Source organism: Mesorhizobium sp. Primo-A (assembly GCF_003997175.1).
In the GTDB taxonomy this organism is placed as follows: Bacteria; Pseudomonadota; Alphaproteobacteria; order Rhizobiales; family Rhizobiaceae; genus Mesorhizobium; species Mesorhizobium ciceri.
The window spans coordinates 219,354-236,698 of the sequence record NZ_RZTG01000009.1 but is presented as its reverse complement, the minus strand read 5'-3'; the positions used below and the strand labels follow the sequence as shown (position 1 = coordinate 236,698).

Genomic DNA, 17,345 nt, shown 5'->3' with positions numbered 1-17,345 from the left:
CCTTCATCGTGCTGCTGGCGGAGAACGCTCAAACGTCAAGGCAGACCTTGCCGAAATGCTTTCGGGATTCGTAATGAGCGAAGGCGGTGGCGATGTCCTGCAGCGGAAAGTGGCGGTCTATGACGGGCTTCAGCCTGTTGGACTCTATCGCGCGGATCATATCCTCCTGGTCGGCCCGGCTGCCGATGGAAATGCCGCTGATGCGGATCTGGTTGGAAAACAGGGCTGGGATAGACACTTCCGCCGCAAAGCCGGTCAGGACGCCGACCAGCGCGATGTGACCGCCCGTGCGGCAGGCGATAATCGACTGCGCCAGCGTGGCGGGTCCGCCGACCTCGATCACGTGATCGACGCCGCGCCCGCCCGTCAGATCCTTGGCCTTGCGGCCCCAGTCCGGGACGGACTTGTAGTTGATGACGGCGTCGGCTCCGAGGCGCTTGAGCCTTTCCAGCTTCTGCTCGTCGGATGAGGTGGCGATGACCCGGGCGCCGGCGGCCTTGGCGAATTGCAGCGCGAACAGCGATACGCTGCCCGAACCGAGGACCAGCACTGCGTCGCCCGGCTTCACCTTGCCGCACACAATCAGGCCGCGCCAGGCAGTAACGCCCGTGCAGGTGAGCGACGCCGCCTCGACATGCGTATAGCCTGCCGGTGCCCTGGTGAAAGCATGCGCCGGCATGCAGACATACTCGCTGGCGAAGCCGTCGAAACTGTCTCCCGGAATATCGCGCCGGGTGCAGGGCGTCATGTCACCGCGCAGCCACCAGGGATAGAAGACGCTGACGACGCTGTCTCCGGGCCTGAGTGCATCGACACCGTCGCCGAGGGCAATCACTTCGCCGGCGCCGTCGGAGAGCGGAACGCGGCCGTCGGCGAGAGGCATCTTGCCTTGCACGGCAAAGTCGTCGCGCATGTTCAACGCGCAGGCCCGGATCCTGACCAGCACCTCGCCCGGCCCTGGTTGGGGCGGATCTTCCTCGACCAGGTCGAGATTGCCCAAGCCGCCCGGCGCTCTCAGCCTGACCAGTCTCATTGTCTTCTCCGATGTGTGGGGTGTCTAGAATTGGAAGGGCCTAGCGGGCCTGCCGGCCGGAGATCACCCGCAGCCAGGGCGCCAGATGAAAGGCGCTCATCAGCAGATACATCGCAGCCATGCCCGTGAGGGGCGAGGCGTCGGTGCCCATGCACTGCATGGCCGCATCGCCGCTGAAGATGCAGGTGAGCAGCGCCATCACGGCGAAGGTCGGTGCCGCGGCAAGGCAAAGCCAGTCGGCCAGCCCGAGGGTGGCGGCTTCTGGGATCGTGCTGCCGGCACCTGTGTGGATATCGCTCATCGCCTTGATCCTTGATGATCATGCCAGCCACGACAGGTTCCTCTCTCCACGGAGTGGGGAGAGGAACCCAGACTGGACAACCGTTACTGCTCGCCCTTGTCGCGGAATGCGGCCTCGCCGGCAGCAGACACTTCTTCCCATTTCTTGTCGGCCCCGGCGTCGTAATTGTCGTGCCAGTTCCACCAGGAGTAGAGTGGAGTCTGCGGATAGCCTTCGGGCGAATCCTCCCAGATTTCCTGGCGGCCGAGCGGCGTCGCGTCGAGATAGCTCCAGACGGTGCCCATCGCTTCGTCGCCGCGGCTGTTAATCAAGTAGGTGCGGAAGATGCGATCGCCGTCACGGATGAAGACGTTGTGGCCGTGCCATTCGTCGACACCGAAGTCCTTGTCGAAACTGTCAGTGATTGTGTACCAGGGCATCTGCCAGCCCATCCGCTGCTTCAGCCGCGCAATGTCGGCCTGCGGGGCACGCGAAGCGTAGGCAAGCGTGGTGTTGCGGGCGTTGAGATGGGCGAGGTGGCCGACCTGGTCGGCGCCCAGCGAACAGCCGCGGCAGGCGTGATCGGGCCAGCCATGCACGCCGGGCTCGAAGAAGGCGCGATAGACGATCAGCTGGCGGCGGCCTTCGAACAGATCGAGCAGGCTCGCTCTGCCGTTCGGTCCCTCGAACACATAGGCCTTGTCGACTTCCATCCACGGCATGCGCCGGCGCTCGGCGGCCAATGCGTCCTTGGCGCGCAGTGTTGCCTTTTCCTTCACCAGCATCTGTTCGCGGGCGGCTTCCCAGTCCTGCCTCGAAACGATCGGCGGGGTCTTCATTGCGATGTGCTTGGTCATTGGTCGTCTCCTTTGCCAGTCTGTTGTCGCTTGCTGTCAGCCAGAATAGGGCGGTGAAGCGGGAGGGTGGGAGTTACAAGTGTGACGGGATTTGCAGGAGCCGGCCCGTCGCAGCAGGGGTGGCGCATCCTCACGGTGCCTTCGGCCGGGTGGAGAGGAGTGTCGGTTGGCATTGTCGGTTCTCCCTTGGCGTGCCGCGCGTTGCCGATAGTTGCCGATGCGGCTTGCCGGTTGACGGTACGGATTTAAGTTAGGGCGGCGACGCACAAGGGTGGGAGTTACAAGTGTGACGGGATTTGAATGGATTCGCTGATCACCGCGGCTGCGCTGGCACTGGCCGGAGGCGACCCGCTCGGCGCGCTGGATCGCGTCGCCTTGCGCGAAGACCCGCCGGCGCTGGCGCTGCGCGGCATTGCCATGGCGCAGCTCGGTGATCTCGATCGCGCCAAGGCGCTGCTGCGGCGTGCCGCGCGCGGCTTCGGCCCGAAAGAGGCGGTAGCGCGTGCCAGATGCGTCGTTGCCGAGGCCGAGATCGCGCTGGTCTCGCGGGATCTCGGCTGGCCGGCCAAGGCTTTGGATGCGGCGCGGGCGACGCTGGAAAAGCATGGCGACCGGCTGAACGCAGCGCATGCCGGCCACCTCAAGGTGCGGCGCCTGCTATTGATCGGCCGTCTCGACGAGGCCGAAGACGTGCTGGCGGGGCTCGACCCGGCACCGCTTCCGCCGGCCTCGCGCGCCGCCCACGAACTTGCCGTCGCCGGCATCGCGATGCGGCGCCTCAAGACGAAGCCGGCGCGCAGGGCGTTGGAGTGGGCACGCCACGCCGCCCGCCAGGCCGGCATTGCGGGGCTCATCGCTGAAGTCGACCGCGCATTCCTGGCGCTGGACACGCCGGCGGCGCGGCTGATCGCGGCTGGCGAGCAGCGCCCGTTGCTGCTTGAGGACGTCGAGGCGTTGCAGGCGTCGCCGGCGCTGCTGGTCGATAATTTCCGATATGTCGTGCGCCAACAGGAGAAAACGGTCTCGCTGGCCACGCGCCCGGTTCTGTTCGCGCTGGCCCGTACGCTCGCCGAAGCGTGGCCAGGCGATGTGTCCAGGGCGACGCTGATCGCGCAAGCCTTCGGCGGCAGGCACGCCGATGAATCGCATCGGGCGCGGCTGCGGGTCGAGATCGGCCGGCTGCGCACCGAATTGCGGGGCTTGGCCGACATCGGCGCCACCAGCCAGGGCTTCGCGCTGGCGCCGCGCCAGGCACGCGAGGTGCTGGTGCTGGCGCGGCCGATCGAGGAGCGGCACGCGGCGGTGCTGGCTTTCCTTGCCGACGGTGAATCCTGGGCGAGTTCGGCGTTGGCGCTGGCGCTTGGCACCGGGCAGCGCAGCGTGCAGCGGGCGTTGGAGCAGCTTGGCGAGGCCGGCAAGGTGCAGTTTTTCGGTCACGGCCGGGCGCGCCGCTGGATGACGCCTCCACTGGTGGGATTCACGACCACCTTGTTACTCCCGGCCCCGCTGCCGAACGGTTAGGAAGTGACATCGGATCTCAATGAGGACAAGGACATGAAACAGTCAACGGCCGAAATCCTGCGCGAATACGGACCCTTTGCCGATGTGGAGAGGGTGCATGGGGTGAGCTTTGACGGCAGCAATGTCTGGTTTGCCTCGGGCGAGAAGCTGAACGCCTTCGATCCGGAGAGCGGGCAGAACCTGCGCTCGATCGATGTCGCGGCGCATGCCGGCACCGCCTGGGACGGCCAGCATTTCTTCCAGCTTGCCAACGACCTGATACAGAAGATCGACCCTGATACCGGCCAGGTGTTGGCGACTATTCCGGCGCCCGGTGGTGGCGGCGATTCCGGGCTGACCTGGGCCGAAGGAACGCTCTGGGTGGGACAATACCGCGAACGCAAGATCCACCAGGTCGACCCGGAAACCGGTGCGATCCTGCGCACCATCGAATCCAACCGCTTCGTCACCGGGGTGACATGGGTCGAGGGCGAGCTGTGGCACGCCACCTGGGAAGGCGACCAGAGCGACCTGCGCCGCGTCGACCCGAAATCAGGCAAGGTTCTGGAGAAGCTCGACATGCCGGCCGGGATGGGCGTGTCGGGGCTGGAATCCGATGGCGGCGACCGCCTTTATTGCGGCAGCACATCCGCCGGGGTGGTGCGGGCGGTGCGCCGGCCGCGGTGAGGATGCGGCCGACGCCGAAGTCACACTTGCAGGCGCACTTCACACGGCAATTTGTCCGCTGTCGGCTGGCCGTTGCCCCTTGTCGGACCTAGATAGGCTGTGCGCCGGGCGGACGCCCGGCCCAGCTTTGCAAAGGATCCCTCATGCCTGAACAGCCCACCATGCCCGAACAGATTGCATTGAACGACGGCTCCGCCATTCCCCAACTCGGCCTCGGTGTGTGGCAGGTCGACCAGGACATCACCGCCGACGTGGTGGGTTGGGGCATCGAGGCCGGCTATCGCCTGATCGACACCGCCGAAGGCTATCAGAACGAGGAAGGGGTCGGAGAGGCGATCCGCAGTGCCGGCGTGCCGCGGGCTGAGCTGTTCATCACCTCGAAACTGCGCAACGGCGCGCACCAGCGCGATGCGGCCTTGCGCGCCTTCGACGAGACGATGGAGAAGCTCGGCGTCGAACAGATCGACCTGTTCCTGATCCACTGGCCTGTGCCCAGCCAGGACAAATATGTCGAGGCCTGGAAGACGCTGGTCGAACTCAGGCAGGCCGGCCGCATCAAATCGATCGGCGTTTCGAACTTCAACCAGGACCATCTGGAGCGGATCATCGGCGAGACCGGTGTGACGCCCGTCGTCAACCAGATCGAGCTGCATCCCCAGTTCCAGCAGCGCGGTGTCAGGGACTTTCATGCCAAGCACGACATCCGTATCGAAAGCTGGAGCCCTCTGGGCAGCGGCCGGCTGCTCGGCGATCCGACCATTGCAGGCATCGCCAAAAAACATGGCAAGTCCGTCGCACAGGCGATCATCCGCTGGCATCTCCAGGAGGGGCTGATCGTCATTCCAAAGTCGATCCGCAGGGATCGCATCGCCGCCAATTTCGATGTCTTCGATTTCGAACTGGATGCGCAGGACCTGCAGACGATCCGCGGCATGGATTCGCCCGAGGGCCGCAACGGACCCAACCCCGCCACAGCCGCGTTCCTGTTCTGAGAGGCAAGTTTTAACGAGCTGGCAACGAAACTGCTAATCTCCCCCACGAGGGGGGAGATTGGCAGCTTTGCGGCTTTCGCCAATTTCTTGCGCCCCTCAAATCCCGGACCCATCCAACTGCTGGGCGTCTTCGCCTTCCCAGGGCGCCGGCATCGACGCGCGGCTAAGGTTGGCGGTGGGCAGCGGCATCCAGCATTTCAGTTCCGGGTCGGCGTATTCGATGACGCGCCCGGGCGAAGAGTCCGACGCGCGCCAGCCTTCCGAGGCGAACTGGTCGGCACGCGACCAATAGGCAAGGTCGACTTCCGCCGGTCCCTGCTCGGACGGACGCACAGTGACCAGGATGCGGCTGCCGTCCTTCGGCGCCGTCGACATGTGGCGCCACCGTTCGGGCTCGTCCATCGCATTCCTCCTCGCACTCGTAGCGTTGGGAGGAGTGTCGCCTCGTGGTCCGAAGGGGTCAACCCAAAGTTTGCGCCAGGCATCGGCTGATGACCCCTCCAGACGGTGCCTGCACAGTTGTGCGCAACACGCCGCGGGCGGTCATGCACGCTCGACGGGCCGTGACCCAGTTGATAAGCCCGTCTGCGAAAGGAGCGCCTGAGTCGAGATGACCGTTGCGATCGAGATGGGACAGACGACCGCAGGCGCCCCGGCGAAGCTGGATCTCGAGGAACTGCTCGCGACGCGCCTTTTGGTGCAGGGCAATTCGGGCTCCGGCAAGTCGCATCTGCTGCGGCGCCTGCTGGAGCAGAGCGCGCCCTGGGTGCAGCAGACCATCATCGATCCCGAGGGCGACTTCGTTTCGCTGGGCGACCGTTACGGCCATCTGGTGATCGATGCCGAGCAGCATACCGAGCGCGGCCTGCAGGCGGCAGGCGAGCGGGCGCGCATGCATCGCGTCTCCACCGTGCTCAATCTCGAAGGGCTCGACGCCGAGAACCAGATGCGGCGTGCCGCCGCCTTCCTCGGCGGGCTGTTCGAGGTCGCCCGTGACCACTGGTACCCGATGCTGGTGGTGGTGGACGAGGCGCAGCTGTTCGCGCCGGCGGTGGCCGGCGAGGTTTCCGACGAGGCGCGAAAGCTCTCGCTCGGCGCGATGACCAATTTGATGTGCCGTGGCCGAAAGCGCGGGCTGGCCGGCATCATCGCCACCCAGCGGCTGGCAAAGCTCGCCAAGAACGTCGCCGCCGAGGCGTCCAACTTTCTCATGGGCCGCACCTTCCTCGATATCGACATGGCGCGTGCCGCCGACCTTCTGGGCATGGAGCGGCGCCAGGCGGAGGCGTTTCGCGACCTGGAACGCGGGCAGTTCATGGCGCTCGGCCCGGCGCTGTCGCGCCGTCCGCTGGGCCTGCGCATCGGCCCGACGGATACGAGCCCGCGCAACGGAACGCCGCGGCTGATGGCGATGCCGGAAGCAGCACTCGAGGATGCACGCGCGATCATCCTGGCGGCGCCGCCGCCCGAAACGGTGCGCACGCCGCGTCGCCCGGCGTCGCCGGACCTGCTCGACCAGTTGATGGCGGCGAAGTCGGCGGCCTTGGAAATCCGCCCCGAACCGGCGGAGCCGCAAGTCAGCGCCGAGGATCTGGCCGAGCGCCGCGAGCGCGTGGACCGTGTGCTGCGCGCCATCCTGGCGCAGCCCGACGCGGGTTTTCGCGTGATCGGCGTGCTCTATCAGGAGTTCGTGGTCCGCTGCCGCATCGAAGGCCTGGCCTCGGTCGTGCCCGACCTGCCGGAGTTCCGCCGCATGCTGACGCGCGCCCGGGCCGGCCTTGGGTCAGAGACGACACAGGACGACGCATGGCGGGACGTTTCCGTCCGCGCGTCGCTGCTGCCCGACGACATGCAGGGCGTGTTCATGATGATTGCCCGCGCGGCGAAGGAGGGCTGGCCTTGCCCGAGCGACGCCGCGATCGCCCGCGCCTACGGCTCGCACTCGCTGCGCCGCGCCCGGCGCCTCTTGACCTATATCGAGGAGCAGGGCCTCATCGTCTGCCAACTCGACGGGACAGGCCGGCGCACCGTGACACTGGTCGAATTGGCCTGGGCCACCGCACCGGGAGATCCGAATGCCGAGGAGGTGGAGCAGGGAAGCCTGGCGCTGTGAGGCGGCGCGGGTGCTTTGAGCGAATGATGCGATAGGCTTTTTCAGTCACCGTCATCGCGACAAATTTCTGATGGCAACCGTGAAATCGCCGACGGCGAGATGCGTCATGCAGGCGCTTGCGTTTCGATGGCGCTCACCGGTTCGCCCCAATCACCCACTGTTCCTGATCGACGAGCGTGCCGGTCATCGGCCCGGCAGCATCCGAAAGCAGGAAGACGGCGAGGTTGGCGATATCGCTGGTCGAGAACAGGCGGCCGAAGGGTTGCGAGGCGTTGGCGGCATCGAGCCAGCCCGGCCCGTTGCCCAGCGTGTCGGCTTGCATGACGCGTTCGGCCGGCGTGTCGGTCCAGCCGACATTGATGCCGTTGACGCGGATGCGATCGAAGCGATGGGCGTTGGCGGCGTTTTTGGTCAGCGTGGCCAGCGCGCCCTTGCTGGCGGAATAGACGGCGAGCTCCGGCGAGCCGCAATGGTCGTTGATCGACAGGATGTTGACGATGGCGCCGCGCTCTCCGCGCTTCTTCATGTCGGCGATGGCCGCCTGCATGAGGAAGAACGGCGCCCGCGCGTTGACCGCGAACAGCGAGGCCCAGCCGTCGAGATCGGCATCGAGGAACGAGGCCCGGTCGGTCAGCCCTGCGGCGTTGACCAGCGCATCGATGCGGCCGAAGCGCTCGATGCAGGCTTGCGCCAAAAGGGCAGGGGCTGCCGGGTCGGCGAGGTCGGCGGCGACGAAAACCGTCGGCGTGCCGAGCCGCGAAAGCTCTTCCGCAACGGCATCGCCGCGCGTCTTCTCGCGCCCGGTGACGAGCAGGCCGCCCGCGCCGCAGCGCGCCAGCGTCTCGGCGATGGCGCGGCCAATGCCTTGCGTCGAGCCGGTGACCAGCGCCACCTTGCCGTTGAGTTGGAGCTCCATTCCTCTTCCCCGCCTCGCATCTGATTTCAGGCTAGCGCGGCGCGATCGTTTTACAATACGGAAATTGGAAATCTTGGAGTGGAGGTTGTTGGCTGTCGCGCTGCGTGGGGCCGGCGAGAGCCTGCCCCAATGTCGTGATTCCCTACGTAGCGGAGGCCGTCGCAAAGACCCTAGTGGACCGTGATTATGCCCTCGACGGCCCGCCATTCCGAAGGCTGGATGAGCTGGTGATGAGCAACGCGAACCGAGTGGAGCGGACCATCGAGTTCGCGCTCCCAATATTGGAGAAAACCCTTGAGTTCGGGAAAGGCTGGAGCGAGATCATAGTCCTGCCAGACATAGAGCTGAAGCAGGCTTGGATGATCGGGCAGGTAATAGTGGATTTCGGCCGTCGTCAGGCCATAACCTTCCATTTGCAGGCGGAATTCGTTGCTGACCGTATCGGCCATGTCTTTCTCCTTCTCCGCTGAGGCATCGAGCCGGCGGCATTTGTGTCGAACCCGCCCAATGCCGGGCCGGGGCGATTGGTTCTGTCCCTCTTTAAACAACGCCGCGAGAAGCTCGCGGGTTCCGAAAATAGCCACGCCATAACAGTGTCTTGGCGCTCTTTCTTGTCGAATATAAAAATTTTTGCGCTGGTCTCTTGAAACCGAAAAAGGGCAAAACTAGCTCGATATGCGCCGCGATGCCTGACGAAGGGTCGCGGCGTTCCGCACCGGTCCGATATTGCCGGTTCGGTGCGGAGGAACCTCAAAACCTGTTTGTCCACGAGGAGAACGACATGGCGTTCCGTCCATTGCATGACCGTATTCTGGTCCGCCGCCTTGAAGCCGAGGAGAAGACCTCCGGCGGCATCATCATCCCCGATACCGCAAAGGAAAAACCGCAGGAAGGCGAAGTGCTCGCCGTCGGTCCCGGCGCGCGCGACGACAGCGGCAAGCTTGTCGAACTCGATGTCAAGGTCGGCGACCGCATCCTGTTCGGCAAATGGTCCGGCACCGAGATCAAACTCGACGGCGAGGACCTGCTCATCATGAAGGAAAGCGACGTGATGGGTATCATCGATGAGATCGCCGAAGTGAAGAAGGCCGCCTGACGGCTTCTTGTATCCAACCAGTCAACGAATGCTGCCTAGATAAAGGAGTGATCCAATGGCTGCCAAAGAAGTGAAATTCCATACCGAAGCGCGCGAGAAGATGCTGCGCGGCGTCGACATCCTTGCCAATGCGGTGAAGGTGACGCTCGGTCCCAAGGGGCGCAATGTGGTCATCGACAAGTCGTTCGGCGCGCCGCGCATCACCAAGGACGGCGTCACCGTCGCCAAGGAGATCGAACTGGAGGACAAGTTCGAGAACATGGGCGCCCAGATGGTGCGTGAGGTGGCCTCCAAGACCAACGACCTTGCCGGCGATGGCACGACGACCGCAACGGTGCTTGCACAGGCGATCGTCAGGGAAGGGGCCAAGGCGGTTGCCTCGGGTATGAACCCGATGGATCTGAAGCGCGGCATCGACAAGGCGGTCGATGCGGTGGTCGCCGAACTGAAGACCAATGCCCGCAAGGTCACTCGAAACGACGAGATCGCGCAGGTCGGCACCATCTCCGCCAATGGCGATGCCGAAATCGGCCGCTTCCTCGCTGAGGCGATGGAGAAGGTCGGCAATGAAGGCGTCATCACGGTGGAGGAGGCCAAGACCGCCGAGACCGAACTCGAAGTCGTGGAAGGCATGCAGTTCGATCGCGGCTACCTCTCGCCCTATTTCATCACCAACCAGGACAAGATGCGCGTGGAGCTCGACGAGCCCTATGTGCTGATCCACGAGAAGAAACTCTCCAATCTGCAAGCGATGCTGCCCGTGCTCGAAGCCGTGGTGCAGTCTGGCAAGCCGCTCCTGATCATCGCCGAGGATGTGGAGGGCGAGGCGCTTGCCACGCTGGTCGTCAACAAGCTGCGCGGCGGCCTCAAGGTCGCGGCCGTCAAGGCGCCGGGCTTCGGCGACCGCCGCAAGGCCATGCTGGAGGACATCGCCATTCTCACCGGCGGCACCGCGATCTCGGATGATCTCGGCATCAAACTGGAAAATGTAACGCTGCAGATGCTGGGCCGCGCCAAGAAGGTGGTGATCGAGAAGGAAAACACCACCATCGTCGATGGTGTCGGCCGCAAGGAAGAGATCCAGGGCCGTGTCGCACAGATCAAGGCGCAGATCGAGGAGACCACCTCCGACTATGACCGCGAGAAGCTGCAGGAGCGGCTGGCCAAGCTCGCAGGCGGCGTTGCGGTGATCCGGGTCGGCGGCTCGACCGAGGTCGAGGTCAAGGAGCGCAAGGACCGTGTCGACGACGCACTGCATGCAACCCGCGCGGCCGTCGAGGAGGGCGTGCTGCCCGGCGGCGGCGTCGCCTTGCTGCGGGCGGCCAAGGCGCTCGATACCGTGCAGACCGACAATTCGGACCAGAGGACAGGTGTCGACATCGTGCGCCGTGCCATCGAAACGCCGGTCCGGCAGATCGCCGAGAATGCCGGCGCCGAAGGCTCGATCATTGTCGGCAAGCTGCGCGAGAAAAGCGAATTCGGCTGGGGCTGGAACGCCCAGACCAATGAATTCGGCGATCTCTTCGGCCAGGGCGTTATCGACCCGGCCAAGGTGGTGCGCACCGCCCTCCAGGACGCGGCATCGGTCGCCGGCCTGCTGGTGACCACGGAGGCGATGGTGGCCGAGAAGCCGAAGAAGGAAGCCGCCGCCCCGGCAATGCCCGCCGGCGCCGGCATGGACTTCTGAAGTCGCGGCCCAATCCGCCCGCTCCCCTGGCGGGGAGCGGGCGTCAGTCGAAGAGAGAGTGGAGGTAAAGATGGATGCAATGGCTGGCCTCGGATCCGTACCGGCTCCTACGCATCAAGCGAAGGAATTCCTGGCCTATGAAACAGAATGCAGGAACGTGCTGAAGCCGCTGCTGGCAGGGCTGCTCGACATGGCTGAAGCCGCCGGCTGGAACCGGCGAACCGCGGCGTCGGCACTGATGTTCCTCGCAGCGCAGCAAGTGTCGGCAACATCCGAGGTATCCGCCGGCAGCGGCTGAACGGAAATCGGCCAGTCCCTTCACCTATCCGCGGCGGGCCGTGCTTCCCGGTGTTCGGCCCGCTGCAGGCCCTGAACAATCGAGAGGAGGTACAAGCCATGAATCGCGGGCAATTCGAAGAACCGGTCACACTTCTGGTCGGAATGGGCTTTCCGAGGATGATCGACAGCGTGATGGAAGCCTATGCACTGCTGCAGGACTGGCCGAGCGCCGGCCGCAACGGCGCCCATGCCATCGCACTCAACGCTTGCAAGGCGGGCATCGTCGGCGAAATCGATCCGGAGACGGTGCGGGCCACGCTGGTCAGCTTCGCGCGCCGCCACGACATACTGGTGCCTGACATGGTTACGCCGCTCGCGACGGTGGCGGGTGGTGCGCTGCGCACCAGCTGAACTACGATGACGGCGCTGCAACAGCGCCTGAACACGCTGTTCTTGCGATAGGCCAGGCGCCCACCGGACACGTTGGAATTCCGTTTCGGGCGGTAGTGTTCTCGTTGGTCAGTCGAGCGAACGCGTCAGCAAGACTGACCTGTTCTGCCCGAATAGCGCCTCTGAGCGCGCCCTTCCGGTTAAAAAAGTATCATCCATTGTCTTGAATCGTGGTGGCGCCTGTTGTCATGAGCCGGTACCGTGGCTCTTGAAATGCAGAGCCGAAACCAATTCGGCCGGTTTAGGGAATTGGGCCGAACGCGGCAAATATCCGTGCCGGCCGGGAGGAAACGGACATGGAACCGGACCTGGAAGTTGTCCAGATACGACGCGGGGAGTCCTTCAAGGCGTGGTCGCATGGCTACCCCTTCCATACGGTGCGCTGGCACTTCCATCCAGAATATGAACTGCATCAGGTAATCTTCACCAACGGCCGCTATTTCGTCGGCGACTTCATCGGCGAGTTCGAGCCGGGCAATCTGGTGCTGACGGGGCCGAACCTGCCGCACAATTGGGTCAGCGACATCCCCAAGGACAGCTCGATCCCGCTGCGCGGCCGCATCATTCAGTTTTCCGAAAGTTTCATCGGCGATGCCATGCATGTGCTGCCGGAGCTGGCGGGGCTTGCGGCTCTGCTCGAGGCGTCGCGGCGCGGCGTGCTGTTTTCCAACCGCACCAGCAAGGCGCTGGCGCCATTGATGGAAGAGATGATGCAGGCGCAGGGCGTGCGCCGCATCGAGCTGTTCATGATGATCGCCGGCCTGCTAAGCCGCGCCCAGGAATTCCAGCTGCTGGCCAGCGCCAGCTATCGGCCCGATCCGTCGGGCTACATGACCGCCGGCATGAACAAGGCGCTCGCCTATATCAGGGAGAACCTGACGCAGCTGTTCGACGAGGCGGATCTCGCCGCCATCGCCGGCCAGTCGACCGGGGCCTTCTCGCGCTCGTTTCGCCGCCACACCGGCATGTCGCTGGTGCAGTATGTCAAGCGGCTGCGCATCAATCTCGCCTGCCAGATCCTGATGAGCGACGAGCAGGCCTCGATCACCGACATCTGCTACGAGGTCGGCTTCAACAACCTGTCCAATTTCAACCGGCAGTTCCTGGCGGAGAAGGGCATGCCGCCCTCGCGCTTCAGGCGCCTGCTGGCCGACAACATCAACGCGGGAAAAGCCGCTTAACGGAGGAGCCAGGGAGGAACCAAGGGAGGATTTTTCTTTTGCATGACGGACGTGAGCCGCGTTGAGCGGTTCGTGATGGAGAACGCTTGTCTCGAATTCCTCCGTCGGCGGAGGACGTCGGCGCGGCTCGAAAGTCCAGCGCCGGACCCTGGTACCCCTTCAATTGGGGCGAGGGTGGATGGGTGTCTTCAGACCACCAAAGCAGTCACGACCTTCTTACAACATATCCAGAAACGGAGAAGACCGAATGACCAAACTTTCAATTTCATTGAAGTCCACTGGCAAGTCCGCCGGCATGGCAGCGCTTGCGCTGTCGCTGCTGGCAGGCACCGCCGCTATCGCCAAGGCAGCCGAAGTCACCGACGCCACCGTCGCCTTCCTGATGCCTGACCAGGCCTCGACCCGTTACGAACAGCATGATTATCCCGGCTTCGCCGCCGAGATGAAGAAGCTGTGCCCGGGCTGCAAGGTGCTCTACCAGAACGCCGATGCCGACGCCTCGCGCCAGCAGCAGCAGTTCAACTCGGTGATCTCGCAGGGCGCCAAGGCGATTGTGCTCGACCCCGTCGACTCGACCGCCGCCGCCTCGCTGGTCAAGCTGGCGCAGAGCCAGGGCATCAAGGTCATAGCCTATGACCGGCCAATCCCGACAGCGCCGGCCGACTTCTATGTCTCGTTCAACAATGAAGGCATCGGCAAGGCCATCGCCGATTCGCTGGTCGAGCACCTGAAGGCGCTGAAGGTCGATCCGGCCACCGGCGGCGTTTTACAGATCAACGGTTCGCCGACCGACGCGGCGGCCGGCCTGATCAAGAAGGGCATCCATGCCGGCCTCGACAACAGCGGCTACAAGATCCTGGCCGAATACGACACGCCGGAATGGGCGCCGCCGAAGGCGCAGCAATGGGCCGGCGGCCAGATCACCCGCTTCGGCCCGAAAATCCTCGGCGTGGTTGCCGCCAATGACGGCACCGGTGGCGGCGCCATCGCGGCCTTCAAGGCGGCCGGCGTCGATCCGGTGCCGCCGGTGACCGGCAATGACGCGACGATCGCGGCACTGCAACTGATCATCGCCGGCGACCAGTACAACACCATCTCCAAGCCGAGCGAGATCGTGGCGGCGGCCGCCGCCAACATCGCCATCAAGCTACTTTCTGGCGAGACGCCTAAGGCCGAGATGACGCTGTACGATACGCCCTCGCAGCTGTTCACGCCGGCTGTTGTGACGCAGGAAAACCTGAAGGCCGAGATCATCGACAAGAAGATCAACACCGCGGCCGAGCTCTGCGTCGATCGTTACGCGGAAGGCTGCAAGAAGCTGGGCATCGGGAACTGACCGCGACCCTTGCCCGCTCCGCTGCCTGGCCACCCGCGTGGTGGCCAGGCAGCGCTCATGCGAAATTTTTGAACCGGTTTTGAAAGGCTTCCTGGCATGACCGATACCTCGGACGAACCGGTTCCGGCAGGCGAGCTGGTGCTCAGCCTGCGCGGCGTTTCGAAGAATTTCGGCGCCGTTTCGGCGCTCACCGACATCGATCTCGATGTCCATGCAGGCGAAGTGGTGGCGCTGGTCGGCGACAATGGCGCCGGCAAGTCGACCCTGGTCAAGATCCTGGCCGGCGTGCATCAGCCGAGCTCAGGCACGATCAGTTTTCGCGGCAAGCAGGTGACACTTGCCGATCCGAGTGCCGCGCTGACGCTCGGCATCGCCACCGTGTTCCAGGACCTGGCGCTGTGCGAGAACCTCGACATCGTCGCCAACATCTTCCTTGGCCGCGAACTCAGCCCGCTGCGGCTGGACGAGGTGGCGATGGAAGTGCGCGCCTGGACGCTGCTCAACGAGCTTTCGGCGCGCATCCCGAGTGTCCGCGAAGTGGTCGCTTCACTGTCGGGCGGCCAGCGCCAGACGGTGGCGATCGCGCGCTCGCTGCTGCTCGAACCCAAGCTCATCCTGCTCGACGAGCCGACGGCAGCGCTTGGCGTGGCGCAGACGGCGGAAGTGCTCAATTTGATCGAGCGGGTGCGCGACCGCGGCCTCGGCGTCGTCATCATCAGCCACAACATGGAAGACGTGCGCGCCGTCGCCGACCGCATCGTCGTGCTGCGGCTTGGCCGCAACAACGGCATCTTCTCGCCCGATGCCTCGAACCAGGAACTGGTCAGCGCCATCACCGGCGCCTCGAACAATTCGGTGTCGCGGCGCGCCGAGCGCAGGCAGGCCAGGCAAGACCAGACCCAGGAGCCACGCCCATGAGCCGCGAAGCCGAACAGGCCGCCCCCGTGCCGCCGCAGCTCGACCGCGCCGATGTGCGCGTCAAGCACGAGGCGGGGATCGGCGGCGCCATCCGCCGGTTCTTCGACCGGGTCCGCTCGGGCGATCTCGGCTCGCTGCCAGTGATTGTCGGGCTGGTCATCATCTGGACGGTGTTCGCCAGCATCAACCCGATCTTCCTGTCGAGCAGCAATCTGGTCAATCTGCTGTTCGATTGCTCAACCGTCGGCGTCATCGCGCTCGGCATCGTCTGCGTTCTGATGGTCGGCGAGATCGACCTGTCGGTCGGTTCGATCAGCGGCTTTGCCTCGGCCATGGTCGGCACGCTGTGGGTCAACCAGGGCTGGCCGGTGGCGCTCGCGATTCTGGCCGCTGTTGCCGTCGGCGGCTTCATCGGCGCCCTCTATGCGCTGCTGTTCAACCGGCTCGGCATGCCGAGCTTCGTCTCGACGCTGGCCGGCTTGCTGGCGGTGCTTGGCCTGCAGCTCTACATCCTCGGCTCGACCGGCTCGATCAACCTGCCCTACGGCTCGAACCTGGTGAATTTCGGCCAGTTGCTGATGATGCCCAAACTCGTCTCGTTCGCTCTGGCGGCCGTGCCGGGCATCGTCATGCTGATCACCGGCCTGCGCACCGTCGCGCGCCGCCGCGCCGCGAACCTGTCGGCGCCGTCGACCGGCGGGCTCGTCACGCGCGCGGTGGTGATTACGGTCATTCTCGAGCTCATCGTCTTCTATCTCAATCAGGCGCGCGGCATTCCGTGGATGTTCGGCCTGTTCGTCGGCCTGGTCATATCGATGCACTACGCGCTGACGCGGACCAAATGGGGCCGCTCTATGTCGGCGGTCGGCGGCAACCGCGAGGCGGCGCGGCGCGCCGGCATCAATGTGCGGCTGATCTATTCCAGCGCCTTCGTGCTGTGCTCGATGCTGGCGGCTTTCGGCGGCGTGCTGTCGGCGGCCCGCCTGGCCTCGGCCAGCCAGCAGGCCGGCACGGGCGACGTCAACCTCAACGCCATCGCAGCGGCCGTCATAGGCGGCACCAGCCTGTTCGGCGGCAGGGGCAGCGCCTATTCGGCACTGCTCGGCATCATCGTCATCCAGTCGATCGCCAGCGGCCTGACGCTGCTCGATCTGTCCTCGTCGCTTCGGTACATGATCACCGGCGCCGTGCTTGCCATCGCGGTCATCGTCGACTCGCTGGCACGCCGCTCGCGTGTCTCGCATGGCCGGGCCTGAACCCATCAACAGGAAGCAAGACATGAGCCAAGAACTGTCCGGAAAAGTTGCCGCCGTCACCGGTGCCGCGTCAGGCATCGGCCTCGAATGCGCCAGGCATATGCTGGCGGCCGGCGCCACCGTGGTGCTGGTCGACCGCGCCGAGGCGACGCTGAACAAACTGTGCGCCGAACTCGGCCCCAAAGCGATCCCGCTGGTGATCGACCTGATGCAGCCGGCAAGCGTCGCCACCATGATGCCGCAAATCCTGGAGAAGGCCGGCCAACTCGACATCTTCCATGCCAATGCCGGCGCCTATGTCGGCGGCGAGGTGGCGACCGGCGATCCCGACGTCTGGGATCGCATGCTCAACCTCAACATCAATGCCTGCTTCCGTTCGATCCAGGCGGTGCTGCCGCACATGATCGAACGCAAGACCGGCGACATCATCGTCACCAGTTCGATCGCCGGTCTGGTCCCGGTGGTCTGGGAACCGATCTACACGGCCTCCAAGCACGCCGTGCAGGCCTTCGTCCACACGGTGCGCCGGCAAGTCGCCAAGCACGGCCTGCGCGTCGGCGCCGTGGCGCCCGGCCCGGTGGTGACGGCACTGGTCGACGACTGGCCGAAGGCCAAGCTCGAAGAGGAACTCGCCGCCGGCGGCCTGATGCAGCCACGCGAGGTGGCCGAAGCGGTGATGTTCATGCTGACCCGGCCGCGCAATGTGACGATAAGGGATTTGGTGATTTTGCCGCAGAGCAATGATCTCTAGGGGGAGTAGGGGA

Annotated in this window: 19 protein-coding genes; 13 read left to right on the top strand and 6 right to left on the bottom strand. The window is 64.8% G+C overall.

Annotated elements, in window-relative coordinates; genetic code table 11:
- Positions 1–28: 28 nt before the first annotated feature.
- The 3 genes from EOC83_RS18545 to EOC83_RS18535 all read right to left on the bottom strand — a co-directional run bounded on the left by EOC83_RS18545 (position 29) and on the right by EOC83_RS18535 (position 2,170).
- Entirely contained in the window at positions 29–1,033 is a 1,005-nt protein-coding gene (locus EOC83_RS18545; protein ID WP_063168583.1) for an NAD(P)-dependent alcohol dehydrogenase, read from the bottom strand.
- 40 nt (positions 1,034–1,073) lie between these two features.
- Positions 1,074–1,334 carry a hypothetical protein gene (locus EOC83_RS18540; RefSeq protein ID WP_024501661.1) on the bottom strand — a complete coding sequence of 87 codons (261 nt, stop codon included), beginning with the start codon at positions 1,332–1,334 and terminating at the stop codon, positions 1,074–1,076.
- Positions 1,335–1,417: 83 nt separating this feature from the next.
- Complete coding sequence (locus tag EOC83_RS18535) at positions 1,418–2,170, bottom strand: thioredoxin family protein (RefSeq protein WP_013530710.1); 753 nt, start codon at positions 2,168–2,170, stop codon at positions 1,418–1,420.
- 300 nt (positions 2,171–2,470) lie between these two features.
- Between EOC83_RS18535 and EOC83_RS18530 the strand changes: the two genes are divergently transcribed.
- The 3 genes from EOC83_RS18530 (at position 2,471) to EOC83_RS18520 (ending at position 5,349) form a co-directional block, all read left to right on the top strand.
- Positions 2,471–3,691, top strand: coding sequence for a hypothetical protein (locus tag EOC83_RS18530; RefSeq protein WP_063168582.1), 1,221 nt, complete (start codon positions 2,471–2,473; stop codon positions 3,689–3,691).
- A gap of 33 nt (positions 3,692–3,724) precedes the next feature.
- Positions 3,725–4,357: a PQQ-binding-like beta-propeller repeat protein gene (locus EOC83_RS18525; protein ID WP_013530712.1), complete on the top strand. Its 633-nt coding sequence runs from the start codon at positions 3,725–3,727 to the stop codon at positions 4,355–4,357.
- A gap of 161 nt (positions 4,358–4,518) precedes the next feature.
- A complete protein-coding gene (locus EOC83_RS18520) occupies positions 4,519–5,349 on the top strand; it encodes an aldo/keto reductase (RefSeq protein ID WP_174299083.1) in 831 nt (276 codons plus the stop codon).
- A 96-nt stretch (positions 5,350–5,445) separates the two neighbouring features.
- Here the strand turns inward: EOC83_RS18520 and EOC83_RS18515 are convergent, their stop codons facing one another.
- A complete protein-coding gene (locus EOC83_RS18515; RefSeq protein ID WP_013530714.1) occupies positions 5,446–5,751 on the bottom strand; it encodes a hypothetical protein in 306 nt (101 codons plus the stop codon).
- A 208-nt stretch (positions 5,752–5,959) separates the two neighbouring features.
- Here EOC83_RS18515 and EOC83_RS18510 point away from each other — a divergent pair, with 208 nt between their 5' ends.
- Positions 5,960–7,462, top strand: a complete 1,503-nt coding sequence (locus EOC83_RS18510; protein WP_013530715.1) for an ATP-binding protein — start codon at positions 5,960–5,962, stop codon at positions 7,460–7,462.
- A gap of 133 nt (positions 7,463–7,595) precedes the next feature.
- Here the strand turns inward: EOC83_RS18510 and EOC83_RS18505 are convergent, their stop codons facing one another.
- Both EOC83_RS18505 and EOC83_RS18500 read right to left on the bottom strand, forming a co-directional pair.
- Positions 7,596–8,378, bottom strand: a complete 783-nt coding sequence (locus EOC83_RS18505) for an SDR family oxidoreductase (RefSeq protein ID WP_024501658.1) — start codon at positions 8,376–8,378, stop codon at positions 7,596–7,598.
- A 170-nt stretch (positions 8,379–8,548) separates the two neighbouring features.
- The gene (locus tag EOC83_RS18500) at positions 8,549–8,827 is read right to left on the bottom strand and encodes an usg protein (RefSeq protein WP_024501657.1); all 279 of its coding nucleotides are present in this window, start codon (positions 8,825–8,827) and stop codon (positions 8,549–8,551) included.
- Positions 8,828–9,159: 332 nt separating this feature from the next.
- On the opposite strand from EOC83_RS18500, the gene groES reads away from it, so the two are divergent.
- The 9 genes from groES to EOC83_RS18455 all read left to right on the top strand — a co-directional run bounded on the left by groES (position 9,160) and on the right by EOC83_RS18455 (position 17,332).
- Positions 9,160–9,474, top strand: a complete 315-nt coding sequence (groES, locus tag EOC83_RS18495; RefSeq protein WP_013530718.1) for a co-chaperone GroES — start codon at positions 9,160–9,162, stop codon at positions 9,472–9,474.
- 55 nt (positions 9,475–9,529) lie between these two features.
- Complete coding sequence (gene groL, locus EOC83_RS18490) at positions 9,530–11,161, top strand: chaperonin GroEL (protein WP_027160770.1); 1,632 nt, start codon at positions 9,530–9,532, stop codon at positions 11,159–11,161.
- Positions 11,162–11,231: 70 nt separating this feature from the next.
- The gene (locus tag EOC83_RS18485; protein ID WP_013530720.1) at positions 11,232–11,459 is read left to right on the top strand and encodes a hypothetical protein; all 228 of its coding nucleotides are present in this window, start codon (positions 11,232–11,234) and stop codon (positions 11,457–11,459) included.
- A gap of 98 nt (positions 11,460–11,557) precedes the next feature.
- Positions 11,558–11,851: a DUF982 domain-containing protein gene (locus EOC83_RS18480; RefSeq protein ID WP_027160769.1), complete on the top strand. Its 294-nt coding sequence runs from the start codon at positions 11,558–11,560 to the stop codon at positions 11,849–11,851.
- Between the two features lie 335 nt (positions 11,852–12,186).
- Positions 12,187–13,071: an AraC family transcriptional regulator gene (locus EOC83_RS18475; RefSeq protein WP_013530722.1), complete on the top strand. Its 885-nt coding sequence runs from the start codon at positions 12,187–12,189 to the stop codon at positions 13,069–13,071.
- A 247-nt stretch (positions 13,072–13,318) separates the two neighbouring features.
- Positions 13,319–14,407, top strand: coding sequence for a sugar ABC transporter substrate-binding protein (locus EOC83_RS18470; RefSeq protein WP_013530723.1), 1,089 nt, complete (start codon positions 13,319–13,321; stop codon positions 14,405–14,407).
- A gap of 96 nt (positions 14,408–14,503) precedes the next feature.
- Positions 14,504–15,325 carry an ATP-binding cassette domain-containing protein gene (locus tag EOC83_RS18465; RefSeq protein WP_024501653.1) on the top strand — a complete coding sequence of 274 codons (822 nt, stop codon included), beginning with the start codon at positions 14,504–14,506 and terminating at the stop codon, positions 15,323–15,325.
- Positions 15,322–16,581 (top strand): ABC transporter permease, encoded by a 1,260-nt coding sequence (locus EOC83_RS18460; RefSeq protein ID WP_024501652.1) that lies wholly within the window; start codon positions 15,322–15,324, stop codon positions 16,579–16,581. The genes EOC83_RS18465 and EOC83_RS18460 overlap by 4 nt, the downstream gene beginning before the upstream one ends.
- Before the next feature lie 22 nt (positions 16,582–16,603).
- Positions 16,604–17,332 (top strand): SDR family oxidoreductase, encoded by a 729-nt coding sequence (locus EOC83_RS18455; RefSeq protein ID WP_024501651.1) that lies wholly within the window; start codon positions 16,604–16,606, stop codon positions 17,330–17,332.
- Positions 17,333–17,345 lie beyond the last annotated feature (13 nt).